The 25,720-nt window shown below is 47.9% G+C and carries 23 protein-coding genes; 11 read left to right on the forward strand and 12 right to left on the reverse strand.

The annotated features are described in order from the left end of the window. Positions 1-45: 45 nt before the first annotated feature. From GN241_17120 to GN241_17145, 6 genes are all read right to left on the reverse strand, one after another. On the reverse strand, positions 46-1,119 hold the full coding sequence (locus GN241_17120; GenBank protein XAT58926.1) for an ATP-binding cassette domain-containing protein: 1,074 nt from the start codon (positions 1,117-1,119) through the stop codon (positions 46-48). Continuing rightward, entirely contained in the window at positions 1,119-2,198 is a 1,080-nt protein-coding gene (locus GN241_17125) for an ATP-binding cassette domain-containing protein (protein ID XAT58927.1), read from the reverse strand. Before GN241_17125 ends, GN241_17120 begins: the two co-directional genes overlap by 1 nt. Further along, positions 2,199-3,047 (reverse strand): ABC transporter permease subunit, encoded by an 849-nt coding sequence (locus GN241_17130; GenBank protein XAT58928.1) that lies wholly within the window; start codon positions 3,045-3,047, stop codon positions 2,199-2,201. Between the two features lie 2 nt (positions 3,048-3,049). Further along, the gene (locus GN241_17135; protein XAT58929.1) at positions 3,050-3,916 is read right to left on the reverse strand and encodes an ABC transporter permease subunit; all 867 of its coding nucleotides are present in this window, start codon (positions 3,914-3,916) and stop codon (positions 3,050-3,052) included. Between the two features lie 72 nt (positions 3,917-3,988). Next, the gene (locus tag GN241_17140; GenBank protein XAT58930.1) at positions 3,989-5,524 is read right to left on the reverse strand and encodes an extracellular solute-binding protein; all 1,536 of its coding nucleotides are present in this window, start codon (positions 5,522-5,524) and stop codon (positions 3,989-3,991) included. Between the two features lie 31 nt (positions 5,525-5,555). Then, a complete protein-coding gene (locus tag GN241_17145; GenBank protein XAT58931.1) occupies positions 5,556-6,608 on the reverse strand; it encodes an alcohol dehydrogenase catalytic domain-containing protein in 1,053 nt (350 codons plus the stop codon). Positions 6,609-6,785: 177 nt separating this feature from the next. Between GN241_17145 and GN241_17150 the strand changes: the two genes are divergently transcribed. Beyond that, entirely contained in the window at positions 6,786-8,702 is a 1,917-nt protein-coding gene (locus tag GN241_17150; GenBank protein XAT58932.1) for a sigma-54-dependent Fis family transcriptional regulator, read from the forward strand. Here the strand turns inward: GN241_17150 and GN241_17155 are convergent. The 4 genes from GN241_17155 to GN241_17170 form a co-directional block, all read right to left on the reverse strand. Further along, positions 8,689-9,564, reverse strand: coding sequence for an EamA family transporter (locus GN241_17155; GenBank protein XAT58933.1), 876 nt, complete (start codon positions 9,562-9,564; stop codon positions 8,689-8,691). The two genes, GN241_17150 and GN241_17155, sit on opposite strands and share 14 nt — an antisense overlap. Positions 9,565-9,893: 329 nt before the next feature. Further along, positions 9,894-10,943, reverse strand: a complete 1,050-nt coding sequence (locus tag GN241_17160; GenBank protein XAT58934.1) for a substrate-binding domain-containing protein — start codon at positions 10,941-10,943, stop codon at positions 9,894-9,896. A 29-nt stretch (positions 10,944-10,972) separates the two neighbouring features. Then, the gene (locus GN241_17165; GenBank protein XAT58935.1) at positions 10,973-11,986 is read right to left on the reverse strand and encodes an ABC transporter permease; all 1,014 of its coding nucleotides are present in this window, start codon (positions 11,984-11,986) and stop codon (positions 10,973-10,975) included. Further along, the gene (locus GN241_17170; protein XAT58936.1) at positions 11,983-13,506 is read right to left on the reverse strand and encodes an ATP-binding cassette domain-containing protein; all 1,524 of its coding nucleotides are present in this window, start codon (positions 13,504-13,506) and stop codon (positions 11,983-11,985) included. Before GN241_17170 ends, GN241_17165 begins: the two co-directional genes overlap by 4 nt. A gap of 109 nt (positions 13,507-13,615) precedes the next feature. On the opposite strand from GN241_17170, the gene mtnK reads away from it, so the two are divergent. The 4 genes from mtnK to GN241_17190 are packed head-to-tail and all read left to right on the forward strand — an operon-like array spanning position 13,616 to position 18,962. Then, a complete protein-coding gene (gene mtnK / locus GN241_17175) occupies positions 13,616-14,872 on the forward strand; it encodes an S-methyl-5-thioribose kinase (protein ID XAT58937.1) in 1,257 nt (418 codons plus the stop codon). Then, complete coding sequence (mtnA, locus tag GN241_17180) at positions 14,869-15,981, forward strand: S-methyl-5-thioribose-1-phosphate isomerase (protein ID XAT58938.1); 1,113 nt, start codon at positions 14,869-14,871, stop codon at positions 15,979-15,981. Before mtnK ends, mtnA begins: the two co-directional genes overlap by 4 nt. Next, complete coding sequence (locus tag GN241_17185; GenBank protein XAT59337.1) at positions 15,968-18,004, forward strand: bifunctional aldolase/short-chain dehydrogenase; 2,037 nt, start codon at positions 15,968-15,970, stop codon at positions 18,002-18,004. Before mtnA ends, GN241_17185 begins: the two co-directional genes overlap by 14 nt. 4 nt (positions 18,005-18,008) lie before the next feature. Continuing rightward, positions 18,009-18,962, forward strand: a complete 954-nt coding sequence (locus GN241_17190) for a winged helix-turn-helix transcriptional regulator (GenBank protein ID XAT58939.1) — start codon at positions 18,009-18,011, stop codon at positions 18,960-18,962. A gap of 379 nt (positions 18,963-19,341) precedes the next feature. Here the strand turns inward: GN241_17190 and GN241_17195 are convergent, their stop codons facing one another. Both GN241_17195 and GN241_17200 read right to left on the reverse strand, forming a co-directional pair. Continuing rightward, a complete protein-coding gene (locus tag GN241_17195; protein ID XAT58940.1) occupies positions 19,342-19,479 on the reverse strand; it encodes a hypothetical protein in 138 nt (45 codons plus the stop codon). A gap of 120 nt (positions 19,480-19,599) precedes the next feature. Then, complete coding sequence (locus GN241_17200; GenBank protein ID XAT58941.1) at positions 19,600-20,136, reverse strand: redoxin domain-containing protein; 537 nt, start codon at positions 20,134-20,136, stop codon at positions 19,600-19,602. 445 nt (positions 20,137-20,581) lie between these two features. On the opposite strand from GN241_17200, the gene GN241_17205 reads away from it, so the two are divergent. The 6 genes from GN241_17205 to GN241_17230 are packed head-to-tail and all read left to right on the forward strand — an operon-like array spanning position 20,582 to position 25,357. Further along, positions 20,582-20,818, forward strand: coding sequence for an Lrp/AsnC family transcriptional regulator (locus tag GN241_17205; GenBank protein XAT58942.1), 237 nt, complete (start codon positions 20,582-20,584; stop codon positions 20,816-20,818). 23 nt (positions 20,819-20,841) lie between these two features. Further along, positions 20,842-21,972, forward strand: coding sequence for an ABC transporter substrate-binding protein (locus tag GN241_17210; protein ID XAT58943.1), 1,131 nt, complete (start codon positions 20,842-20,844; stop codon positions 21,970-21,972). 49 nt (positions 21,973-22,021) lie between these two features. Beyond that, positions 22,022-22,942 (forward strand): branched-chain amino acid ABC transporter permease, encoded by a 921-nt coding sequence (locus GN241_17215; protein XAT58944.1) that lies wholly within the window; start codon positions 22,022-22,024, stop codon positions 22,940-22,942. Then, the gene (locus GN241_17220; GenBank protein ID XAT58945.1) at positions 22,939-23,925 is read left to right on the forward strand and encodes a branched-chain amino acid ABC transporter permease; all 987 of its coding nucleotides are present in this window, start codon (positions 22,939-22,941) and stop codon (positions 23,923-23,925) included. The genes GN241_17215 and GN241_17220 overlap by 4 nt, the downstream gene beginning before the upstream one ends. After that, positions 23,925-24,674: an ATP-binding cassette domain-containing protein gene (locus GN241_17225; protein ID XAT58946.1), complete on the forward strand. Its 750-nt coding sequence runs from the start codon at positions 23,925-23,927 to the stop codon at positions 24,672-24,674. Before GN241_17220 ends, GN241_17225 begins: the two co-directional genes overlap by 1 nt. Beyond that, a complete protein-coding gene (locus tag GN241_17230) occupies positions 24,671-25,357 on the forward strand; it encodes an ATP-binding cassette domain-containing protein (protein XAT58947.1) in 687 nt (228 codons plus the stop codon). Before GN241_17225 ends, GN241_17230 begins: the two co-directional genes overlap by 4 nt. Positions 25,358-25,720: the final 363 nt, after the last annotated feature.

The following is a 25,720-nucleotide window of genomic DNA, read 5'->3' on the forward strand; positions in this document are numbered from 1 at the left end:
AACCGGGTTTTGGCATTTTAAAGCTTTTAAAGCATGTTTTGGACCCTAGACCAAGACATTATCAGCATAAACGCAGCAATTTTCAGCTGGCAGCATCAGCTCAACATGCTCTGCGGGCACTTCGATATCGCGCTCAAGCTTGACCTTAATCACAAACTGGTCAAAGGCCGCGGTAACCAATTTATGATTGCCCAAATCTTCCACCCGCTGCACCTGCGCGGTGATTGTATTCGGCCCCTTTGCCTCAGCGATCTGAATATATTCGGATCGAATGCCCAATTTCAAATCCGCAGAGCCGGTTTTTGAAAGGTCCGTTTGGGTTGCAATCGTTGCGCCGCCAAAGGCGGCTGATGTACTGCCATCGGCTTTACAAGCAAAAAAGTTCATCGCCGGCGCGCCGATAAAATAACCCACAAAGGTTGTTTTGGGGCGCTCAAACAACTCAGCAGGCGATCCCACTTGCACGATGCTGCCGGCATCCATCACGATGATGTTTTCGGCAAATGTCATGGCTTCATTTTGATCATGCGTCACATAAATCAACGTCGAGCGGTATTTCTGATTGATCTCTTTAAGCTGCCGGCGCAGGCGGAATTTCAGATCCGGATCAATCACCGTGAGCGGTTCATCCATCAACACGGCCGCAACATCATCGCGCACAAGCCCGCGCCCCAAAGAAATCAGCTGCTTTTGATCTGCGGTTAATCGGCTGGCCGATTTTTTCAGCAAACCCTGCAGGCTTAACGCTTCAGCCACTTCCTGTACTTTGGCATCAATCGCTGGTTTTTCATAATTCCGGCACACCAAAGGAAAGGCCAAGTTTTGCTCAACCGTCATCGTGCCGTAAATCACCGGAAACTGAAACACTTGCGCAATATTACGCTCAGACGTGGACAGCGCGGTCACATCCACACCATCAAAAAGCAATTTCCCCTCTGAGGGTTGCACGATACCCGACATGATGTTCAACATGGTTGTTTTACCACAGCCCGAGGGCCCTAAAATTGCATAACGGCCACCATCAACCCAGGTTATATTAAACGGGTTCAACGCATAGGTCTTATCTACCGCCTGAGGGTTGTAAGAATGCGCAATATTTTGCAGTTCAATTTTAGCCATTACTTCAGTCCGCCATAGGGTGAGGATTTTAATCTTCCATCCGTTGCAAATGCATAAAGATGCGCTGTGTCAAATTGTGCTGTCACGGTCTCGCCTATGTTGAAATTCTGAACCGAATCCAACAGGCCCACCACCTGTACATGCTCATGTTTAAGATGCAGGAAGGTTTCAGAGCCACTGATCTCGGACAGCTCAACAGTGAAGGGAAAGCCCCCCTCCGCCAAGCTGATCGCTGCGGCCCTCAGACCGAACACATAGGGGCCCTGCGGTAGCGCCTGACAATGCTGAGGCAGGTCAAATTGAATTTCCGAGCTTAAGATGATCTTGCCATCGGCCACGGTGCCTTCAAACAGGTTCATCGCCGGATCATTGGTGATTTGCGAGACTTTGGTCGAACTGGGGTTCTCATATATTTCTTTTGCGCTGGCCTGCTGCAGGATGCGCCCTTCATCCATGACCAATATCTGCCCGCCCAGTTGCATCGCCTCGACAGGATCGGTCGAAGAATAAATCAAAATAGAATTTTCAGAGGCTTTCGCGCTAAAAATATTTTTGAACTCTTCGCGCAATTGTTCGCGCAATTTATAATCCAAATTCACCAAAGGCTCATCCAGCAGCACAATATTGGCCTCTTTCACCAAAGAGCGCGCCAGCGCCACCCGCTGTTGCTGGCCGCCCGACAAGGCTTGGATTTTACGGTTTTCAAACCCGTCTAACCCCACTTGCGCAAGCGCTTTCATTACCCGATCGTTCAGCTCACCCGTCGGCATGCGGCGCTGCTTCAAAGGGAAGGCGACATTTTCATACACGCTAAGATGCGGGTAATTGATGAATTGCTGATACACCATTGCCACTTCGCGCTTCCACACCGGAATGCGGCCAAAATCCCGTTCATCCAGGGTTAAACTGCCGCTTTCAGGCGCGATTAATCCCGCAATGGTTTTGAGCAAGGTGGTTTTGCCAGCCAAAGTTCGACCGATAATCGTGTAGATTTCACCTTTAGACATTTCAAAACAAACGTCATTCAAATGATATTCCGCATCCGGCTTCAGACGCAGGTTTGAGGCAATGAGTGACATTTATTTCAATGCTCCTGACAGGTTACCTTTTGACAAAAACCGCTCAACAATAAAGGCGACTAAGATCAGCGGCGCAACGCTGACCAAAGCGGCCGCGGACAGGCTCCACCAAGGCGTAATCGATGAATTCAGCGCCACGATCGCAACAGGTAGAAGCTGCACTTCTGTAAATGTCAAAATGAAGGAAAAGAAGAAATCAGTCCAACCGAAGATCATGCAAAACATGCCCGCCACGATGATTCCGGGGATCGAGTTTGGAAGCACAACTTTGTAAAACGCCTGATACGGGTTGCAACCATCAATCAATGCGGTTTCATCGATCTCGCGCGGTACTTTGTTAAAAAAATCAACCATGATCCACACCGCGATCGGCATCAGCAGCACGATATAAACCAAAATAAGTCCCAGCAACGTATCCAGCAACGAGAATTTGCCCAACATAATAAAGAACGGAATCGCCAGAACAACGGGGGGCATAATACGCTGCGAGATAAAGAAGAAGGTGATATCACCGTTGCGGATAGGGCCCGCTTTGAAGGTAAAGCGTGACAAAGCATAAGCCGCCAATGTGCCCAAAATAATGCTGATCAAGCTGCCCGCGCAGGTCACGAACACGCTGTTAAAAAACGGCTCAACGATATCTACGCCGCCCTGTGCCGGTGATTTCCAAAGCGCCCTCCAGCCTTCCAATGTGGGCTCAAAATCCACCCAAGGGATATAGGTGGCCCCATTGGTGACCGATTGGAAATCTTTAAATGAGGTCGAAATGGCCCAAAGGAACGGCGCAATCACAAAGACGGACCACAGGGTAACCGCAAGATATTTAAGAGTGCTGTAAAAATAACCCATGATTAATTACCCCGCACCATCAGTTTGACCAAAATCTTTGCAATGATCGTGAAGCTGATGATCATGATGATCAGATAGGTCAAAGACAGCGCTGCAGAATAACCAAATTGGAATTCACGCAAGCCTTTGATGAAGATGTAAAAACTGGAGGTCTCAGTGGCTGTGCCCGGCCCGCCCGAGGTTAAAACATATACCGTATCCATAATTTTCGAGGCTTCAATCAGTCGGATGATAATCGCCCCGATCGAAATTGGCGCCATCAACGGAAAGGTCACGTAAACGAAGGTTCGAATAGGCCCTGCGCCATCAATTGAGGCGGCCAAAAACGGCTCTTTCGGCAGCGATAAAAGACCCGCCAATAACAGCAGGAACATAAACGGCGTCCATTGCCAAACCTCAACCAAAACCACTGTGAATTTAGCAAGCAGCTCGCTACTGAGCCAAAGTGGCGTCATCCCGAACAGACTAAAGAAATCATTCACCGGTCCAAGCGACTCATGGAAAAAAGTACGCCAGATAACGGTCATAATCACCGGTGTCGTCATCATCGGGATTAAGAACAAAACCCGGAAAAATCTTTGAAAGACAATGTCTTTCCAAACCATGAGCGCCAATGCAAACCCGATCACATATTGCAAGAAGACGGTGGTTAGCGACAGCAAGCTCAAGCGGCCAAATGCTTCCCAAAACCGCGCATCATCCGTGAACAGGCGCACGTAATTTTCCAAACCGATAAAATCAAGCGCCGGGTAAAAACTGTCCCAGCTTGAAAGGCTTAAGCGTACTGTAAACCCAATTGGAAATATCAAAATGCCCAAAAGGACCAAAAGCCCGGGAAGCAAAAACATATATTTATGTTTGAAGTTCATTGATTATCGCCCTGTTTTATAAGAAGCGCCCCAGAAAAGGGACGCTCCAATTCTCTTAAGTAGTGTTAAAGCTTACTCTGCGTCTTCCAGTGCAACACCAATAGCATAAGCTTCGCGAATTGTATCAGCTCCGATACGTTTCACAATTTTCTTCCACTCAGCGGCCACCTCATCTAAGGCTTCTTGCGGTGACAACTGACCCGCCAAAGCTTTCGATGTGCCGGTTGCGACGGCGCTGTTGAACTGGAAAACACCTGGCACCCGCAATGGGAACACACGGTTCGTGCTGCCTTCTTCCATTTCCATCAGAGTATCCGCATATTGCTGCGCAATCTCAGGATCCCAACCTTGGCGCTCAACATAAATTTCAGGCACAAAGTCAGATTTCTTGAACGGGTTCACACCGAAGCGACCAATCGCAATATCGGCTTGGTGGTTGGCATCATTGGCAAAGAAGCACAGATAGTCGAAAGCCATCTCGTGGTTTTTGCTTTTCTTGGCAACCGCAGCTGTCCAACCCCAAACGATATAAGGTGCTTGATTATACGTATCTTCCCAAGCTGCGCTGTCGCGGTTCCACACCCGGTTTGACCCCGGCAAGGGCGCTGCGCCAACTTTGTTCTTGATCGGGCTGTCATCTTGCATCGCTGCCACAAACGCATCATCCCATGAGAAGCTGAACAATGTCTGCCCACCGCCGAATGAGTTAATCTCATCGCCAAGGCCAAAGTTAATGCCACCTGGGGGCACATATTTAGTTGCTTCAACCCAATCTGTCAGTGCTTCTACAAAACCCGGTCCATTGACCAATGGTTCCATGGTTTCCAGGTCGAAGAAGAATCCGCCCTTAACCCGCGGGTTCTTTGAATAGGCCACCGACCGGCTGAAAAACGCCGCGAACATCAGATCGTCTTTCTTCATAACTTCGGCTGAACCATATTCCAATTCGCCGTCATTATCCCAATCCCAACCATTGAAGAATGCAGCCATTTCGCCATATTCTTTCCAGGTTTGCGGAATGCGTAATTCCTTGCCCGTTTCGGCTTTATACTTTGCCTGATATTCAGGGTTATCAATCACGTCTTTGCGGTATTTCAGATAATGACGATCCCCATCGATTGGAAATTGGATCATTTCACCGCCCCAAGAGTTCACGTCAATATGACTCTGCGTAACGTCTTTCATTTGTGCCATATTCACATATTTCGCGGGCACGGGCTGCAAATATTGCTTCCAGTCGCGGATAAAGTTGGAAAAGCCGAACACGATGTCATAAGGCGCCTGACCCGCTTGAAACGGAACCATCGCTTTTGAATAAAGATCACCTGCAGGCGTGTGAATGACGTTCACCTCAGCGCCTGTCAACGCGCTGAACTGCTCCGCGTGAAGCGCAGTTGGCTCGCCCATAACAGGCACAGCATGGGTGTTGATCGTCAGCTTTTGACCGCTGTAATCTTTTTGCGACATTGCCTCATAAGAGCATTCGCCCGCGATATCACCCGTGTTTTTGATATGCGGAAACTGATCGCTCCACTTATCCGCTTGCGCCGTACCAGCCAGCAGGGCTGCGCCCGCCGCCAATAGGCTTATGCTCACTTTTGTCTTCATTTTACTTCCTCCCAGTAGGTTTCGTATTTAATTAAGGTACAAGGACGCCCCGCCCTTTTACCTTGCCGTTATTCAAATCTTGCAAAGCCAGATTTGCATCTTCCAAGCTGTATTCCTGCGTTGCCAAATGAACCTGACCTTTATCCGCCAAAGACATCAATTCGGTCAGCTCAGCCCATGTTCCAACCAAGTTACCAATGATGTTCTTCTCAGTCGTGATCATCTCAAACGCGCTTACATTGATATCTTCGCCATATCCAACAACGTAATAGCTGCCCATCGCCCGCGTCATCGCAAGGCCCTTGGCTGTTGTGCCGCGCTCGGCCACAAAATCCAGGACGGCTTCGGCGCCCAACCCTTTGGTCAGCTCCAACACCTTTTCAACCTCATTGCCATCCGCCTTGACGAGCGCATCCGCTCCGCAGCTTTCCGCAAGCTTCAACGCCATATCCGAAGGATCAACAACGATAATATCTGCCGCGCACATGGCCCGCAAAACCTGAATACCAATATGGCCCAAACCACCAGATCCGATCACAACGCATTTCTCACCCGGCAACAGGTGACGCGATGCTTTCTTTGCAGCGCGATAGGCCGTAAGGCCCGCATCTGCATAGGCTGCCACTTCCTTGGGAACCAAAGTATGCGGCAGCTTCACGATGTTGCGTACGGAGGTTTTCAGCGCCTCTGCATAGCCCCCATTGCAATCAACGCCCGGGAAAGAACCATTCTCTCCATGCATGTCATGACCACGGCGGCATGCCAGACAGGTACCACCGGTGATTTTAGGGTGCACGATGACGGGGTCGCCTTTTTTAAGCCCCTCGACTTCACTGCCCACATCTTCGACCCAGCCAGCATTCTCATGGCCCATGATCAATGGCAGTAATTTGCGGTCAGCATCGGTTGCCTCGCGCCAAACGCCCTCAATAATGTGAAGATCTGTTCTGCAGACCCCTGCGCCGCCGATGCGCACGATGACATCACTGGCTTTTTCGATTTTCGGATCGGGAACATTTTCCAGATCCACCCAAGACGATGCTGTTAGATCATCGTCGTATTGCTTCAGCACCTGCGCTTTCATAATATGCCTTTCATTCTCAGAACTCCTGCTGAATATTGCTTGGTTTTTCAGCTAAACAATCCATATAATTGTTCAAATATGTGCAGACCCGCCTAATTTGTGTTCAGTTTGTGAACAAATGGCCAGTTTGAGGCATCCGTCATTTGGCGCTAATACAAATGCAGAAGGGAGGTGGATATGAGCCAATTGGGCAATGGTTTTAAAGATGAGACCTTGACGCAAACCGCGCTTGGCACAGAGATTAAGATCTCTCAAGCCTCGCTTGCGGCCAGTTGGCGGCGCAGTTCTTCCTTTGGATTAGACCCAAATGGAAAGCCCGTTGATGCAGTGAAATCCGAAACTGAGTTTTTAGAAATCACGCAAAAGAACGAATATATAAAACAATTTGTCGCGCCGGAATTGGAACTTTTATACAATCAAATCGCGGGGACCAATTTCATGGTTGCCTATGCCGATAGCAGCGGGGTGGTTTTAGAAGCGCTGCTGGATGAAGAGTTCAAAACCAGCGATGCTGGTCGCGCGGTCATCCCCGGTTCAATTTGGACAGAAAATTACCGCGGGACAAATGCATTGGGGCTGTGCCTGCATACGGGCACCTCGCAAATCGTTGCCGGCCGCGACCATTTTTTTCGAAAATTAGGCGATCTCTCTTGCTTTGCGGCGCCGATATATGGCCAGAACAATGAAATTGTGGGCATGATAGACGCAACATCAGATGCTTCATCGCGCCAACAGCATACGCTGGCTTTGGTAAAGCTGGCCTGTAAGAATGTAGAAAACAGATTATTTATTGATGAGTTCCGCAACTCATCGATCATCAGCTTTCACGCGCGCCATGAATATCTTTCTACCACCAGCGCCGCTTTGCTAGCTGTGGATGAACATGGCTTTATCGACGGTGCAAATATAAATGCAAAAATTATGCTCAATGGGCTTAACCTGTCGCAAAAGCGCCATTTTGGCGATATTTTCGCGATCCCCTATTCGAGCATTGCCAATCGGTTAAATTCAAATGAAATCATCCGCATCCACGATGCGATGGGATCGGCCGTTTTCATGGCGATGAAAGAGCCCACTACCAAACGAATTATTGAAATAAATCCAAAAGGCACGTCGCTCTTAGCGGCCTCAAAGGCCGCGATAATGGATCAACACGGCCGGGCATTCCCGCCGGGTGAAAAACCGCAAACGCGCTGTTATATCGCCGAAGATTCGGGCTTAAAGCGCCATTTATCGCGTGCAGAGCGAGCGCTGTCTCATGATTTGCCAATTTTCATCGAAGGGCCCAGAGGCTCTGGGAAAAGGGCCACCGCGCAAGAATTGCATGACATCTATCTGCCCAAGCGACCTTTTGTCGAAATAAAATGTAATTTATTAACCTCTGAGGACCACGAAGAGCTGTTATTTGGGCCCGAAGGCAAGCTGGCTTATTTTCAGCCAAACGGGTCAACTTTGGCGCAAAATAAGCTGCGCAAAGCCCAAGGCGGCAGCCTGTTTATCAGTGGTATTGAAAATTTGCCGCTGCCCGTACAAAAAACGTTTGTTCAAATCTTTGAGGCGCGCCAAGACTGTGAATTGGGCGATTATGAACATAAAATTGCAGCGGTGTTTGTCTCGAGCCGGTTATCCCTGCATGACTTGCGCATAGAGCATGATATGGACCCCGAGTTTCTAGATAGTATTTTCGGCGCGCAGATATTGTTGCCCAGTCTAGCGCAAAGAATGGATTTTAGAAAGCTGGCGGCAGAGCTTTTAAAAGAGATCTCGCCCGAGCATATATTGTCAAAACCGGCTCTTGACCTTTTGGAAACCCGGGAATGGCCCGGCCATATACGCCAGCTGAAAAAAATGCTGCAGGTGCTGGTTGCCAATTCCACCACGACAATCATCCGCCCCGAGGCCATCGAAGGGGAGCAAAATATGTCGGGTGGTGAAATTATCCCTTGCGCCCCCTGCGCGCAATCGCCCATGCGCAAAGAAAGCTGCGTTTTAATCCAGAAAACCTGGATGGATTCAGGCGGTAATATCAGCCTTGTGGCGCGCAGATTGGGTGTATCGCGCACAACGATTTATAAACATATCAAAGGACTTTAGGCGATTTAGCGGTTTTAAGCAACAAGCTCCCATTAGAAATCAGCAAAGCGCCAATCACAACACCGCCTCCGGCAAGCGCCCAAAAGCCCGGATTTTCCGAAATCACCGCCCAGACCAGCAGCGGCGCCAATACAGATTCGAGTAAGATCAAGAGCGAGACTTCTGGAGCACTGAGATAGCGGGGGCCAAGCGTCAGGAAGCATGTGCCCAACGCGATAAAAACACCGTGCAAAATATAAAGCATAATATTCGCTTCAATCTCAAGCCCCGAGCCAAGCGTGGGAAACAATACGAGCGCAGACCCCAAATAAGCGATTGGAATCGCTGGAATCATTGAAACATGTTTCAATCGGCGCAGCATTGTAAGCGCCCCGGCATAGGCAGCAGATACATAGACAGCCCAAAGATCCCCCGTCCAATTTGCCAATTCATTTTCGCCCGAGCCATAAGCGATGATCGCCAACCCAACCCCCACGAAAACTATCGTCAAACCAGTGCGCCTTGAAATATGTTCGCCCAAAAACATGCTGCTGAAAATCGCCGAAAACACCGGCATGGAGGCAAAGATAAACACAACATTCGCAACGCTGGTTTGACTTACCGCCATTACAAAAGCCGGAGATGTCGAACCGATCAAAAAACAATAAGTCCAGCCGAGCTTTCCCATCAATAAGATATTGCGAAAGCTCGGTGCGCCCTTAAACACAAGCAAACCGGCCGAAATAACAAGACCAGAGATTAAGCTTCTCCAAAACGCCGTCACCAGTGGCTCGGCTGTGATCAATCGTACAAAAAGCGAATCCGGTACAACGCATAAAACGCCCAGAAACGTGTAGAGTAAACCTTTATGAATGTCCGTCATGGCGAAACGCTGCTGCCTTTTCATATGCCGCGTTACTATCACTGCCTTTGCGTAATTAGACCAGTCTTTCTTAATATCCCAAGAGTGATCTGCGCAGATACAATAGAAGATCTTTTCTAAGAATTGATCAGGATTGCAAAAAACGCATCGAATATTTTTTTGAAACACAACGGCCTTCAAACCTGCATAACTTGAGAATAAACACCTCTAACAACTGGCAACATACCTTAATAAAGAAAGACTTATAATAAAATTTATGTATTTATTTTCACGCCATCAAGCGTGTCATTAGTCTGGTGCGTTAGAGCTAATTCGCACCAGACATTTTCTTAACGTGCCGGCAGAGGCATCCAATCTGTCATTGCAACATCAGCATGTTGAAACTGAGGCATCTTTGCGCCTAAATCAGCCATATTTTTAATACCTTGCTCATTCAAAAACGCTTGAGTGATCAACGTTGGCGGCACAATAACACTCGCCCCTGGATCTCCTCCTGATAGCATAATGGCCAGTGAACGAATAGAAACTTCGCCAACAACCGCGGGATTGGTAGCCACCGTCGCGACCCATGCTGATCCCGGCTCCCGCATGGCAGAAATATCTGCAGTAGAAACGTCAGCGGAATAGATATCTACCTGATCCGTCAAGCCTGCTTCATCCACTGCGATCTTAACACCTTTTGCAAATTCGTCATAAGGCGCGAACATAACAGTAATATCAGGATTTGCTTGCAGCACTGAACGCGCTTGGTTGGCATTGGTATTCGCGATAGGGTTATCTAAAGTGCCGAATACTGCGGCTTCTTCAATTCCAGAATTTGCCGCAAGGGTCTCTTCCCATGCAACATTTCTACGATCTAAAGGAGCAATACCTGGAACATATACGTATCCCGCCTTAAACGTATTTCCGTTATCTTTGATAGCTTGCTCAAGCGCCAATTTTCCAAGTAAATAATCAGACTGTTCCACTTGTGGTATAGCGGCGTTTTCTACATTGACGTCAAAAGCCACAACCTTAATACCGGCATCAACTGCTCTTTGTGCCGCTTCTTTCATAGACTCGGTTAAGCCATGCTGGATAACAATGCCATCAACGCCAAGAGCTATGGCTTGATCAACCATGTCGGCTTGTAAGGCGGCATCCTGACGGCTGTCAAAAACGCGCAAATCCACACCTAACGCATCTGCCTGCGCTTCCACGCCACCTAAATAAGCTTGAAAAAAATCACCCGTTGAAAGATACCGTACCAATGCAATTTTCACAGCCCCAGCATTATCAAATGGCGCTGGCATATCAGCGGCGAAACTTGTTGTTGCCAGCCCAAAACTTGAGAGCGTAAGACCCACCAGCTTCAACATACTGCGTTTAATATTTTTCATTTTTTTCTCCTTAAGATTAAAGTTATAGTTTATTGACTTCCTCCCCGCACGCGAGACGACAGGGCAAATGTGAAGATAAGAGCAACAACCAAAACGGCGCCTTTTACAAAGTCCTGAGTATAATAAGGAGCATTCATCATCGTGAGTCCTTGCAATAAAATGCCAACAAATAATGCGCCAATGGCGGTTCCAAACGCATTTGGCTTAGCAGCACCCAAAACGGCAAAACCAATCAAAGCGGCAGCCACGCTATCGAGAAGCAAATTATTTCCGGAAGCAATATCACCTCGTCCCAAGCGCGCTGCTAGTAAGATGCCTCCAATGGAAGCTGTGACACCCGATATCATATATGCTAAGATCTTATAATTAAACACATTTGTACCGGCCAATGCAGCTGCCCGCTCGTTAGAGCCAATAGCATACATTAGCCGACCGTGGCGGGTTTTTTCTAAAAAAACCCAAATTAACACCGAAATAGCCAAAAATATTATGACGGGCACCGGAATTAATTTTTCCAAAAACAAATCAATTCTGTGTCGACCGAGCCACAAGAAGCCTTCTGCAAAAGTACCATCTGCAACTTCGCCTCCAGGAAGTCTCATACCTGTCGAGATCGAACGGCCTTCAGTGGGGATTCTTTGTAAACCTATCAGCAGAAACATCATGCCTAACGTTGCCAATAAATCAGGCACGCGCATTTTTACAATTAAAATTCCATTCACAAACCCAACAGCCGCGCCCATTAACAAACAAACGATCACGGCAACCACAGCGCTTTGTTCCAATACAACCATCATGTAAGCAGACAGCATTAATGCTGAAGTTGCGACCGACCCTATCGAAAGATCGAAACCATCTACTACCAAAGTGCAGGTAACTCCTAAAGCCAAAATACCAGTTATAGCCACAGATTGAAAAATAAATACAGCTGAGCGGGGGCCTGCAAAACCATTGGCAAAAATACTAAAAAATAAAACCAATAATCCCGCAAGAATTATAAATCCAAAACGAATGGCGAACTCTCTTAGAAGATCTTTTTTCATTCTATAACTTCAGCCTGTTTGAAAAGGTTGGAATTTCCAGAAACCTGAGACAAAAGCTCTGAAAGGTCTATATTTCTATTCACATGCTCACCGACAATGGCCTTTTCGTGCAAAACTATTATTCGATCTGCAATTTCAATTGCCTCATCAAGCTCAGACACAAAAACTAATGTGGCGCGATTATCTGAAGTGGCCCTGATATGCTGGCCGATGTCGCGCCGCGCTTTAATATCAACACCCTGAAAAGGCTCATTAAGTATCAGAACCTTGCAAGGCTTCAAAAGCCAGCGACCAACAATAACTTTTTGCTGATTACCACCCGACAACGTTTCAATTGCATCTTTTCCGCTCTGGCACACAATTCCCATTGTATCGATCATATCACTGCAAACAGAATACTGCCTTTTTCTATCGGTAAAGCCAAAGTTCGAAAAACTCTTTGTAAACGGCAGTGTCAAATTCGCTTCAATGTCAAAATCGCCCACGACTGCATTATTTGCCCGATCTTTAGGGCTCATATGAACACCACGATATATTGCCTCAGCAGGGCTCTTGGGCTCAAAAATCGTACCTTCTAGATAAACTTTGCCGCTTGCAGGCTTTTCCAAACCAAATAAAATTGAAGATAGCAAGCTTTTGCCGCTGCCGAGTAAACCAGTAATAGCTACAATTTCACCACGCGAGACTGTAATTTCCACAGGGTCACTTTCGTCCGAGAGACGCAGATCACTTAGTTGCAAGACCGGGGAAGAACCCTCAGCTACCTCGATCTTAAAATCACTCATTTTCTGACCTAACATTGCGGTAACTGCGCCTTCGTAGTCTAAATTCTCTCCCTCAAACTTACCGGAAATTTGACCATCCCGCATTGCCAAGATACGGTCTGCAATAGCTCTTATATCTGACATACGATGCGAAATATAAAGAATAGCGACTCCGTCACGCTTTAACGTTTTAATTACCTCAAACAGTCTTTTCGCTTCGACGGCAGATAATGAGGAAGTTGGTTCATCCAAAATCAGGAGCTTAGGGTTGCAAGCAACAGCACGCGCGATCGCAATCAATTGTCGGTCGGCAATACCCAACCTAGAAACTGCAACATCCAAATCCGCGTCAAACCCAACAGATTTGGCTATTTTGGCAGCTCGCGCTTTCATTTCCGCACGCTTTAAAAACATTCTTTTTCCAGGCTGTGCCAAATTATCCAACAAAAGATTCGACGTCACATCAAGGTCGGGAATAACACCATCATTGATTGATTGATGTACAGTGATCACGCCATTTCTAGAGGCCTCAATAGGTGATCTTGGCTTAAACGGAGAACCAAAAAGTTTAATCTGCCCTGTATCAGGTGAATGCACCCCACATAGAATTTTTACCAGTGTTGATTTTCCTGCACCATTGGCGCCCATTAAAACACTGACCTGACCGGAAGGCAATTTCATGTCAATGCCGCGCAACACCTGGTTGGGCCCAAACGACTTTTCTAATCTGCTAATTTCGCACGCCACGTCGGACATTATTAAGCTCCCTAACAATCACTTTTGTCTTGATTCACTCAGATGTCAAGCTTGTTGACATTTGATTGAATCGGTTGGATGGTCTACAAATGCCGTTAAGGAGTTTGTAATGATCGATGATAAATATGAACCGTTAACAATACAAAATTTACCTAAGCGATTAATGGCTGTTCGCGAATTAACGGACCAAATCGGGCAGAATGTTGACACTTGGGAAGTTAAAGAGGTCGGCGATGGCAATCTAAACCTTGTATTTGTTGTAAAAAGCCCTTCTGGAGCGGTAATTGTAAAGCAAGCCCTTCCTTATGTTCGACTGGTAGGAGATAGTTGGCCGCTTCCATTATATCGCGCTTATTTTGAGTATCATGCATTGACCAGACAAGCAGCGAGGGCCGAGGGCACTGTCCCGAAAGTTTATTACTTCAACAGTGACCAAGCTCTCCTCGTTATGGAATATCTTACACCCCACAAAATTCTTAGAGAAAAGCTTATTTTGGGAGAAAAAGTAGAAAATCTGGCAGCGGACGTAGGACAGTTTTGCGCTAGGACGGCGTTTCGTGGCTCAGACCTTTCATTAGACACAGCGCGAGTCAAAAACGATCGAGCGTTATTTGCAGGCAATGTAGCTATCCCCGCAATTACCGAAGCGTTAGTTTTTACAGATCCCTATTTCGATGCGAATATGAACAATCATACAGCCGGGTTGGACATAATTGTCGAAACTATACGCAATGATATAGAAATGAAGGCACGCACACAGCATTTCTTTCGGCTCTATTCAGCACAACAAGACACAATGTGTCATGGGGACCTTCACTCTGGTTCGATAATGTGCACCTCCACAGAGAGTAAAGTGATTGACCCAGAATTTGTAACCTATGGACCGTTTGGATTTGATTTAGGTATGTTATTCGCAAATTACTTCATGGCCTTTTTCTCACAAACCGAACATCGAGGTGACAATTTAGAAGATTATCAAAACTGGATATTGGCGGTAATTTCAGAAACTTGGTCAAGTTTTGAAAAAGAGTTTTCTGACCTTTGGCATACGGAGCGTACCGGAATGTTGTATCCTAAAACTATGTTTGAAGATCAAGGCCATAGCTCGAATAAGGCATTGATCAGTTTATTAACTGATATCTGGCGAAACAGCTTAGGGTTTTGTGGCATAGAAATGCATCGGCGCTGTTTGTCGCTGGCGCACAACGCAGATTTTGAACGTATTGATGATTTAGAGCGGCGCGCTCCTCTGGAGGCGCGCAATTTGATGATGGGGCGAGACCTTATTTTAAAGAATGAAAAAATTAGCAGCACCAACGATCTTTTAAATTTAGCCAGAAAATTTAACGCGGAGAACTTTTTATGAAAGTCAACGGAGTTGCATTCAGATCGATCTGGTATGACGAACATGAAAAAAATGTAAAGATTATTGACCAACGCTGGCTTCCGCACGAATTCCGGATCGTGCATCTTAAAACAAAAAACGACTTTGCCAACGCAATTTCCGATATGTGGGTGCGTGGCGCACCGCTAATAGGCGCAACCGCAGCCTATGCGATCGCTGAAATAATGGCCGTTGACCCAAGCAATACAAGTTTGGAAACTGCATGTATCGAGCTGAATGAAACGAGACCAACAGCAATAAATTTGTACTGGGCTTTATCGCGCTGCAAAAGTGCATTGGAAAGCGTAGAGGTAAACGTGCGCGCAGCTGCAGCAATGCAGTTGGCACATGCCATTGCAGAAGAAGATGTGGTAATGAACCAACAAATTGGAATGCACACGTTAAACATAATCAAAAAACTTGCGGCGAAAAAATCCAATAATGCACCAGTCAACATCCTCACTCACTGCAATGCCGGATGGTTGGCAACAGTTGATTGGGGAACGGCGACGAGCGGCATGTATCAAGCACATGATGCAGGAATACCGATTCATATATGGGTTGATGAAACTAGACCTAGAAATCAAGGCAGCCTTACCAGTTGGGAATTGGGCAGCCATGGCATTCCCCACACCTACATAACGGACAATGCTGGCGGGCATCTTATGCAGCATAACAAAGTTGACATGGTTATTGTGGGAACCGATAGAACTACAGCGCGCGGTGACGTGTGTAATAAAATAGGTACGTATCTCAAAGCTTTGGCAGCCTTTGATAACAACGTGCCATTTTATGTTGCCCTACCCTCTCCAACTATCGATTGGAGCGTAAACGACGGGGTAGCAGAAATTCCAATCGAAGAACGATCTAGTTTGGAAGTGAGTCATATTATGGGTATAGATCCAAATGAAAACTTGGCAACAGTCCAGATCACGCCACAAGAAGCAGAGACTGGAAATCCAGCTTTTGATGTAACGCCAAATCGCTTAATCACTGGCTTAATCACTGAACGCGGCATCGCAGAAGCCTCGTCAGAAGGCTTGGATGGCTTATTTCCCGAATTCAAAGGTAAAAACAATGATCGAAAATAGATTTTCTGAGCTTGAAGCTCAAAAATGGCGCTGTAATGCGGGCAGTCTTGCCGCTGATCAAGAGCTAGCAGAACGTGTCTATACCTCTCGTTTGATTGGATCTGATCGGGACTTACTTATGCATGGGGGGGGAAATACATCCGTAAAGCTCCAACGCGAAAACCTTTTCGGTGAACAAAAAGATGTACTTCACGTGAAAGGATCTGGGTGGGATCTCGATACGATTCAGGCTGCTGGATTGCCCGGCGTATGGCTGAGCCCTTTGCTAAAGCTTAGGCAGCTAGATTCCCTAAGTGATGAAGATATGGTAAATTATCAGCGCTCAAACTTATTAGACTGCGCTTCTCCAAACCCAAGTGTGGAAACACTGCTTCACGCATTTTTACCGCATCGATTTGTAGACCATACTCATGCTACACCTTTTTTAATTTTAGCAAACCTTCCTAATGCGGAAGAAATTTGTCATGAAATTTTTGGGAATCGACTCGGGATCGTTCCTTACATCATGCCAGGTTTTAATCTCGCAAAAAAAGCAGCCGAAGTTTACGACAGTAATCCAAATGTAGAAGGCCTGCTCTTGTTGAACCATGGGCATTTTGCTTTTGGGGAAACCGCTGAAGCCAGCTATAATTTAATTGTTTCACATACAAATGAAGTAGCCGATTATTTGAAAATGACGAAACCAACCTCAATTGGTTGGCGCGGGTCAATTGAAAAAAGAAATGTTCTGCCAGTTTTAAGGGGCGCAATTGCGGAAGTTCATAAAAATATAGGCATCCAAATGCCTATATTAGATGTTAGGAATTGTGCCGATGTAATGTCATTTTTCGAACGCCCAGATTTAGAAAGCTTAGCCAAAAGAGGCATGGCATCTCCCGATCACGTTCTGCGTACTAAAGGTCAGCCTCTGATCTTAACAACGCGTGAGCTGGCTGGCGGCAAAGAGAATATTATTAATAAGATTAAAACATTTGCATCAGATTACAGAAAATACTTCGAAAGACAGGCTCCAAATGCCTTTGAACCGAAAACGTTAATTTCTCCGGATCCAAAACATGCGTGGGTTGAGGGTGTAGGGATTGTTGGTTTTGGAACAAGCCCGGCCGCCGCGTCTGCTGCAGCAGATTTAGCAGAGCAAAATATGCGTGTCAGATCTGTAGGAGAAGATGCAGGAGGGTTTTATCCTCTTGGCGAAAAAGATATGTTTGATTGTGAGTATTGGTCGCTTGAGCAAGCCAAACTTGGAAAAGGTATTGCTCCGCCATTACAGGGAAAAATTGCTGTTATAACAGGTGGTGCAGGCGCAATCGGATTAGCTACTGCACAAGCTTTGGCGGCTAAAGGCGCTAGTATAATGTTGGTAGATCAAGCCCTTGACAAACTGGAGTCTGCGGCAGCGTCGTTGGGACATTGGCATGGTTTTTATGAAACGAATATCACCGAGGAAGGTGCTGCAAAAGACGCCATGAATGCCTGCATCGAAAAATTTGGGGGTATAGATATATTGGTCTCTAATGCAGGGTCTGCCCAAGGTGGTGGTTTATTAGACCTACATGAAGAGCAGCTCAGGGCGGCGTTTGAACTAAACTTTTTCGCGCACTATAAATTTGCAACTGAAGCTGCACAAATGATGCAAGCCCAAGGACATGGCGGTCAGATACTTTTCAACATATCTAAACAATCCGTAAATCCAGGCAAAAACATGGGAGCCTATGGGATGCCCAAAGCAACCACAATGTTTTTAATGCGCCAATTGGCGTTAGAACTTGGGCCAGAGGGAATTAGAGTGAACGGCATAAATGCTGATAGAATAAGATCCGGGTTATTAACCGACAGCTTTATCAAAGAACGGTCCAAGGCACGCGGTATGAGCGAAGCAGATTATATGGGCGGAAACCTACTTCAAAAAGAAGTAGAAGCCAGCCACGTCGCAGATGCCTTTGTGGCCTTGGCATTGATGTCAAGAACTACAGGACATGTTCTCACGGTTGACGGTGGGAATACAGCAGCCGCGCTGAGGTGATTTATTGTACGCAAATGAGACAAAACCTTATACTGCTTTAAAATCGGATGTTTTGGTTACCGTATCTGAGCTATATTACAAAGATGGTCGCACGCAGCAAGATATTGCTGAGAGATTGGGAATTTCGCGTGCCACGGTCATCAATTATTTAAAGCAAAGCCGTGATCAGGGTCTCGTCGAAATAAAGATAAAAGGTTCCGCATATCAAGGATCTGAATTAGAACTGGAACTTAGGCGAAAATATGCACTCAAAGAAGTTTATATCACAAATACCGATCACAAACGAACGGCGCATGAAGCGCATCTATCAACAGCACGATTGGCCGCAAACGCATTAGAGGGATTATTAAAAAATGGAGATAGAATAGGAGTTGCATGGGGACGAACTATCCAACTTGTCTCAAAAGAATTATCACGAAAAGATATTCATTCTCTGACTATTTGCCAAATTACAGGAAGCGTAATGTCAGAAGAATTGATTAGTGCAGAAGCGAGCGCGATCAGGTTTGCAGAAAACTTAAACGGACGCTGTTACACCCTTCATGCCCCTGCAATCATGTCTCAGCCAAATTTGGCTCATCAACTTCGGCAAGAGCCAGTCGTGAATGATCAACTTGAAAGGTTAAAGGGGTTAAACAGAATTATATTTTCCGTTGGAGGTATAGATTTGGCAGATCCAACAAGAATTAAGATGGCCACAGATAAAGAACTTTCTTCTTTTCTCATGAATGGGGCGAAAGCCCTTTTGTGCGGACATATACTGGATGCCAATGGGGAACATATTGAACATGATTTTAGTGAAAGAATAATTGGTATGAAACCAAATGAGATACGTTCGGTTCCATGTAAGATATGCGTCGCCTCACAACATCACGATGCGATTGCCGTACGAACTGCACTCATTGGAGGCTATGCAACACATTTAGTGATCGATAAATCTTTAGCTCGTTTGTTGTGAATTGTTTTAGCGGAGCCAGAAATTTGTATCGCTGTATTTGAACCCCATACCTTAAATTTTTTTAAGGCCTAGGCTTGGATAGAACGCTGAGATACCTGATAAATAATGATATGATTTTTCTGCAGAAGATGTCAGTCGGCTTACAGATACTAGGTCTATCAGCTCTGTATATGGCGTTATTTGTCGAAGCGCCCCTGATATATCTAATTTGGTAGCTTGCAGATAAGTGTTTCGTTTTGATCAATAAAAAGGTTCACTGAATGAGTTTAACTCCAACTTTTTAATTAATAAAGGCGAATGGCTGAGATTGTTGTGTGCGCATATCACCGCTTCGAAAAACAGTTAAATAAGATTGGATGAAGCTAAACCTGGATCGGCTTCAACAACAGGCTACCAGCGTCTCTGCCCGAAAAAATCGACCACTGAGACAGCCATAGCCCGCCATAAACATATTTTCATCCAAGAACGGCAGTTTCTCATTGGTGCCTGCAGAAACCTGCACCTTTGCAGTGGCCATCAGCAGCTCATATGAGGCTCTTCTCCATACGAAGCTTCTGCCGATTATCCTGTCGCGCAAACCTCAACTCACAAAATATCCTGAAAATGGAGGCTTTGAACGCTGGCCTCTATTGCAGCGTCACACAGGCCCGGTATATTCACCGCGCGCAGGGTAATTATTTGCAATCATAAAATCAAGCGCGCCGATCAGCTCTGAAAAATGCGGCCGCACGAAGGGCATCGTTTGAACCGACGCATAATAAAGCGTCTGATCGGGTGAAACCATGAACAGACCGGGCTCTGCAAACAGCTTAGGCTCTTCTATACCGATCGAGGTTTTACCGCGTGATGTCGAGATATAAAGCCCCCAGTCACGGGCCATCGACAAAGGCATATAATAGCCAAAGCGCAAACCATCGTTGCCAATTTTCTGCGCCATTTTTTCGGTACGCTCTTGCCCGTCAGAACTGATAGCGATGGTGCCTACACCGCGATCGGCAAACGCAGTCACCAAGGCCTGAAACTCTTTGAGATAGGTTGCACAAAGCGGACAATGCAATCCGCGGTAAAAGCACAGCACGGTTCCGCGTTGGCTCGTTTCAGATGAAAGATCGAAGCGCCCTTGATCAAGCGTTGGAACGCTCAGATTGGGTGTTTTTTGGCGGGGAACAAGCATGTAAAACCTTCTTTTTGGATTGTTCCTTTTTTATAGGCCGCTTCGCATAATAACAAAACCTAATCTTTTGCTTATGCCCAGCCTGATCGGAGCAGCTTTCTCGAACAGCAGCGCACCCAGCTAAAAAAACCAACATAACGATATACCTCTGCAATCGGCAAAAGAGAGCAACGGTTTGATCAGGTTAAACCAGCCAGACCCTATCTTTTAGCGCCAAAATGGTAATTTTTTAACTTTTCAACCTGCATTTCAGCGCCGCGCGCCATTGCAACGTGCGGCGTTGGCTTTCGCGCAAGCCATCTGAATTTGTCCAGATCTTTACCGGCCAGCACGGGGCCGATCATAGCGATGGACCTCTTTTAAACCTTGCACTATCATCAAGGCTCGTCCGCAAAATGGGGGCCGATAAAGCCTATCACCTTGAACGCTTGCAGGAGAGATATGAATGACATGCGTTTTTATACAAATAAGATGCGCACCGGGAAAAACCTATCAAGTGGCGGATGCGCTATCCCTCAAGGAAGTCCATTCTGAAATGTATTCCACCAGTGGCGATTTTGACTTGCTGCTGAAAATCTACGTGCCAGAGGGCAAAGATGTTGGGCGCTATATCAATGAATTAATCGGCCCCATTGAGGGTATTCAGCGAACGCTGACAACGCTGACTTTTTCAGCATTCTAATTGACCATATAAGGGAGGAAAAAATGAATAAATTTCTGATGGCAACGGCTGCGCTTGCGCTTGGTGCAACCAGCGTGTTTGCGGATGTAAAAATCGGTATGATCACAACTTTATCAGGCGGCGGTGCCGGCCTTGGAATTGATGTGCGCGATGGGTTCATGCTGGCTATTGCACAATCTGGCCGCAACGATATCGACGTTGTTATCGAAGATGATCAGCGTAAACCAGATATCGCGGTCCAGCTGTCGGATAAAATGATCCAATCCGAACGAGTTGATATTATGACCGGGATTATCTGGTCAAACCTCGCAATGGCCGTGGTGCCGGCAGTGACCAATCAAAACGTGTTTTACCTTTCGCCAAATGCGGGCCCGTCACCTTTGGCAGGTCGGGGTTGCCATGAAAATTACTTTAATGTGGCATGGCAAAATGACAATCTGCACGAGGCGGCTGGCGCCTATGCCAACAGCGCCGGGTATAAAAATAGCTTCATCATGGCGCCCAATTACCCCGCCGGGCAAGACGCCTTGACAGGGTATAAGCGCTTTCACACTGGCGATCTGGCGGGAGAGGTTTTCACCAAGCTCGGGCAAACCGATTACGCGGCCGAAATCGCGCAAATCCGCGCCAGCGGCGCTGACAGCGTTTATTTCTTTTTGCCCGGTGGCATGGGGATCTCTTTCTTGAAACAATATGCAGATAGCGGCATTGATATCCCGGTTGTGGGCCCGGCCTTCAGTTTTGACCAAGGGATCTTACAGGCCGTGGGAGCGGCCGCGTTGGGCGTTGTGAACACATCACAATGGAATAAGGATATCGACAACCCGACCAATGCGGCCTTTGTTGAAACCTTTCAGGCGGCCTATGGACGCTTGCCATCGCTGTATGCCAGCCAAGGGTTTGATACGGCCAATTTGCTGATTTCGGCGCTTGAAACAGCCCATCCATCCGATGCCGATAGCTTCCGCGACGCGCTGCGGGCCGCAAATTTTGACAGTACGCGGGGGACGTTTGCTTTTGGGCCAAACCACCACCCGATCCAAACGATTTACGCGCGCGAAGTGATCCAAGAAGGGGATGTCTTTACCAATAAAATCATCGGGGTGGCCTTCGAAAACCACTCAGATGCTTATGCGGGCGATTGCAAAATGTAAGTGGTCTTTTGCGTGCCTGCTCGCAGGCGCGCAAAACTTTGGGGTTTCAATGTCCGCAATCCTTATCATCGAGCAAATTCTGAACGGCCTGCAATTTGGCGTTATGCTGTTTTTAATGGCGGCCGGTCTTACCTTGATTTTTGGCGTTATGGGATTGATCAACCTGGCGCATGGATCGCTTTACATGGTGGGGGCCTTTGCCGCTGCCAGCATGGCCGGCCTGACCGGCTCTTTCTTTATCGGCTTGCTCGCGGCGCTTATTGCTGCCGCGCTGGCCGGTGCAATTATCGAAATTGTGGTGATCAGACGGCTGTATAAAGCCGCGCATTTGGATCAGGTCCTGGCCACTTTTGCCCTGATCCTGATCTTCTCGGAAGGCACGCGCTGGCTGTTTGGATCCTTTCCCCTTTTTTTAGAGATACCCGCGCTTTTATCAGGGCCAATTGCCCTGCCCGGTGGCATACAATATCCGCTCTATCGCCTCAGCTTGATCGCGATTGGCCTGGCGGTGGCACTGGGGCTATGGGCCCTCATTGAAAAGACCCGGATCGGCATCCAAATCCGCGCCGGTGAAAATGACCGCGAAATGATCGCCGCGCTCGGAGTGGATATTTCAAAACTCTACACGCTGGTATTCGCGCTTGGCGCGGCCTTGGCTGGCACCGCCGGAGCTTTGGTTGGTGCCATCCAATCGGTGCAGGTTGGGATGGGAGAACCGGTGCTTATTTTAGCGTTTGTGGTGATCGTGATCGGCGGTATCGGTTCGATCCGAGGGGCATTTATCGGTGCGCTTTTGGTTGGCCTCACCGACACGCTTGGCGGGGTTTTTCTGCCCGAGCTGTTGAAGCGGTTCATGGAAACGGGCAGCGCGCAGAAAACCGGATCGGCTTTTGCCTCTATGGGTATCTATATTTTGATGGGCGGCGTACTGATTTGGAAGCCCACCGGATTATTTGGTGCCCGCGCATGAGGCTCCGTGAGCCATATCTGAACGCCGCGGTTCTTCTGGGGCTGATTGCGCTGCCGCTTGCCGCGCTTCTAGCAGATGCGCCATTTACGATCACATTGGCCACCCGCGCAGTGATCCTTGCGCTGGCCGCGGTCGGCTTGAATATTGCGTTGGGAATCGGCGGGCTGGTGAGCTTTGGACATGCGGTGTTCTTTGGTATTGGCGGTTATGTGATGGGCATTTTAGCCAGTCATGCGCAAACCTATACCCCGTTAGATTTGGGTTTCGTCTCGATAGAGGGCAGCAAATCTATGCCCGTGATTTGGCTTTCTGCCATGCTGATTTCAGGCATTATCGCGTTTTTTATTGGCCTGCTTTCGCTGCGGACCTCAGGCGTCTATTTCATTATGATCACCCTCGCCTTCGGGCAATTATTCTACTATTTCAGTATTTCTTGGCCCCAATATGGCGGAGAAGACGGATTATCGATCTATATGCGCAACGATTTTCCAGGGTTGAATACGTTAAAGCCCCTGCAATTCTTCTGCCTATGTTTTGGCTTATTATGCAGCGTGCTGTTTATAAAATCCAAGCTGCAATCTGCGCCTTTTGGGCTGGCGCTGAATGCCGCGCGGCAAACGCCGTTGCGCGCGCAAGCCGTTGGAATTGAGCCGCTGAAACTGCGGTTGCTGGCCTTTGTGATCTCGGGTGCGATCACCGGGCTTGCTGGTGCTTTATTTGCAGATCTTAACCGGTTTGTATCGCCCACAATGTTCAGCTGGCAGCTTTCAGGAGAGTTGATCGTGCTGATCATAATCGGCGGTGTTGGACGCTTGATGGGCCCTGTAATCGGGGCCTGCATGTTCGTAGCTTTGGAACATTTCTTGGGCGGGTTGACCGAGTTTTGGCACGTCTATCTGGGCCTGATCCTGCTCTGCATCGTTTTATTCGCGCGCGGCGGGCTGATTGGATTATTAACCGGCAAAGACGGAGCCAAAGTGTGATGGCCCAGCCGGTTCTTGCCACGCATAAGCTACAGAAAAGCTTTGGCGCCTTGATCGCCACCGATCGCGTATCGGTGACGCTGCTGCCAGGGGAAATTCACGCGGTGATTGGCCCGAACGGGGCAGGAAAATCAACCTTGATCAAACAAATATGCGGCAGCCTACAGCCTGATAGCGGCTCGGTGGATTTGCTGGGCAAAGATATTTCTCAGCTTGGGACTGCGGCGCGCGCGCGCCTAGGCTTGGCCCGCAGTTTTCAAATTTCAGAACTTGCTATGGAAGACACGGTTCTTCAAAATGTTGTGCTTGGGGGGATCGGAGCCATGCGTTCAGCCTGGCGGTTCTGGCGACCTGCTTTGCAAACACAGGCGCTGATTGAGCGCGCAGAATTGGCTTTGGCGCGCGTGAACCTTTTGGAACAAAAGGATACGATCTGCGCAAAATTAAGCCATGGGCAACGCCGCCAATTGGAAATAGCTGTGGCCTTAACCCTGGCACCAAAAGCCTTCATCATGGATGAGCCGATGGCAGGGCTTGGCGGCGAAGGCTCTAAAACAATGACCAAATTTCTGGATGGATTGCGCAGCGAGGCGCCGATCTTGCTGGTCGAGCATGATATGGACGCCGTTTTTGCGCTGGCCGACCGGATCAGTGTGCTGGTCTATGGAAAAATCATCGCCACCGGAAGCGCCCGCGAGATCCGCGCCGATCGCGCGGTGCGCGAAGCCTATCTAGGAGAGGCAGAATGAGCCTCTTATTGGTGGAAAACCTGCGCGCCTCTTATGGCAGCAGCCAAGCGCTTTCAGGGGTTGATCTCAGCATTTCTGAGGGCGAAGTCACCGCGCTTATGGGGCGCAATGGAATGGGAAAATCTACCACGGTTAAAGCCATTTGTCGGATGATCAATTCGCAGGGCGGTTTGACGCTAGAAGGTCAAAACCTGCATCTGCTTCAGAGCCATCAAGTGGCTCGTAAAGGCGTTGGGTTGGTTCCCGAGGGCCGCCGCTGCTTTACCAATCTAAGCGTGGGCGAGAACCTGATCGCCGCGTCCCGCCCCGGCCATTGGACATTGAGCCGCGTCGCAGAGCTCTTCCCCCGCCTAGAGGAACGCCACGACCAATCCGCCGCCTCTCTCTCGGGCGGCGAGCAACAGATGCTCGCGATCGGACGGGCCTTGATGACCAACCCTCGGCTTTTGATCTTAGATGAAGCCACTGAGGGTTTGGCCCCCTTAATCCGACAAGAAATCTGGGCGGCTATTTCGCAACTAAAGCATCAAACCGGCTTGGCTATTTTACTGATCGACAAATCGCTCAAAGAGCTGAGCGCTATCTCGGATAAAGCCGTGATCTTAGAGCGCGGCAAAACCGTGTGGTCCGGGCCAATGGCCCATCTGACGCGCGATATCACAGAAAGTTATTTGGGCGTCTAACGCCTTTGCCAAAACAAGCAAGGCCGTGAAGGTCGCCGCCTTTTATAGGCCCCACCAAAAAGCAAAATCCGCCCGCAGCCCAAACGCCCCGAACAGACGGATTTAGCAAGGTCACAGCCCCTTGCCCGACTTTCGCGTGCTTTCGGCGCCCCACCCCATATTGAATCACACGGGCCTACCCATGCTGCGCGCTCATTGTGATTACAAAAAAGTGCATTGATCGAGCCGGAGCAGAAAATAAGGCAAGCACAGCCGGCCGGATATTTTGACGTTGTTGCAATCAGCGTTGAAAAATCGGCGCACTGCTATGCCCAGATCTTTCAAGGCAAAAAAATATAACCGGCAAACTGTCTAATAATAGGC

The organism is Rhodobacteraceae bacterium IMCC1335, from assembly GCA_039640495.1.
GTDB lineage: Bacteria > Pseudomonadota > Alphaproteobacteria > Rhodobacterales > Rhodobacteraceae > Thalassovivens.

Bases quoted from the DNA above. Each gene is read 5' to 3' on its own strand.
- mtnA (XAT58938.1), top strand. From the start codon at position 14,869: ATGAAAGTCAACGGAGTTGCATTCAGATCGATCTGGTATGACGAACAT.
- GN241_17170 (XAT58936.1), bottom strand. From the start codon at position 13,506: ATGTCCGACGTGGCGTGCGAAATTAGCAGATTAGAAAAGTCGTTTGGG.
- GN241_17215 (XAT58944.1), top strand. From the start codon at position 22,022: ATGTCCGCAATCCTTATCATCGAGCAAATTCTGAACGGCCTGCAATTT.
- GN241_17160 (XAT58934.1), bottom strand. From the start codon at position 10,943: ATGAAAAATATTAAACGCAGTATGTTGAAGCTGGTGGGTCTTACGCTC.
- GN241_17220 (XAT58945.1), top strand. From the start codon at position 22,939: ATGAGGCTCCGTGAGCCATATCTGAACGCCGCGGTTCTTCTGGGGCTG.
- GN241_17130 (XAT58928.1), bottom strand. From the start codon at position 3,047: ATGGGTTATTTTTACAGCACTCTTAAATATCTTGCGGTTACCCTGTGG.
- GN241_17230 (XAT58947.1), top strand. From the start codon at position 24,671: ATGAGCCTCTTATTGGTGGAAAACCTGCGCGCCTCTTATGGCAGCAGC.
- GN241_17195 (XAT58940.1), bottom strand. From the start codon at position 19,479: ATGGCCACTGCAAAGGTGCAGGTTTCTGCAGGCACCAATGAGAAACTG.
- GN241_17165 (XAT58935.1), bottom strand. From the start codon at position 11,986: ATGAAAAAAGATCTTCTAAGAGAGTTCGCCATTCGTTTTGGATTTATA.
- GN241_17205 (XAT58942.1), top strand. From the start codon at position 20,582: ATGACATGCGTTTTTATACAAATAAGATGCGCACCGGGAAAAACCTAT.
- GN241_17225 (XAT58946.1), top strand. From the start codon at position 23,925: ATGGCCCAGCCGGTTCTTGCCACGCATAAGCTACAGAAAAGCTTTGGC.
- GN241_17140 (XAT58930.1), bottom strand. From the start codon at position 5,524: ATGAAGACAAAAGTGAGCATAAGCCTATTGGCGGCGGGCGCAGCCCTG.
- GN241_17120 (XAT58926.1), bottom strand. From the start codon at position 1,119: ATGGCTAAAATTGAACTGCAAAATATTGCGCATTCTTACAACCCTCAG.
- GN241_17135 (XAT58929.1), bottom strand. From the start codon at position 3,916: ATGAACTTCAAACATAAATATATGTTTTTGCTTCCCGGGCTTTTGGTC.
- GN241_17185 (XAT59337.1), top strand. From the start codon at position 15,968: ATGATCGAAAATAGATTTTCTGAGCTTGAAGCTCAAAAATGGCGCTGT.
- GN241_17200 (XAT58941.1), bottom strand. From the start codon at position 20,136: ATGCTTGTTCCCCGCCAAAAAACACCCAATCTGAGCGTTCCAACGCTT.
- mtnK (XAT58937.1), top strand. From the start codon at position 13,616: ATGATCGATGATAAATATGAACCGTTAACAATACAAAATTTACCTAAG.
- GN241_17210 (XAT58943.1), top strand. From the start codon at position 20,842: ATGAATAAATTTCTGATGGCAACGGCTGCGCTTGCGCTTGGTGCAACC.
- GN241_17145 (XAT58931.1), bottom strand. From the start codon at position 6,608: ATGAAAGCGCAGGTGCTGAAGCAATACGACGATGATCTAACAGCATCG.
- GN241_17155 (XAT58933.1), bottom strand. From the start codon at position 9,564: ATGACGGACATTCATAAAGGTTTACTCTACACGTTTCTGGGCGTTTTA.
- GN241_17125 (XAT58927.1), bottom strand. From the start codon at position 2,198: ATGTCACTCATTGCCTCAAACCTGCGTCTGAAGCCGGATGCGGAATAT.
- GN241_17150 (XAT58932.1), top strand. From the start codon at position 6,786: ATGAGCCAATTGGGCAATGGTTTTAAAGATGAGACCTTGACGCAAACC.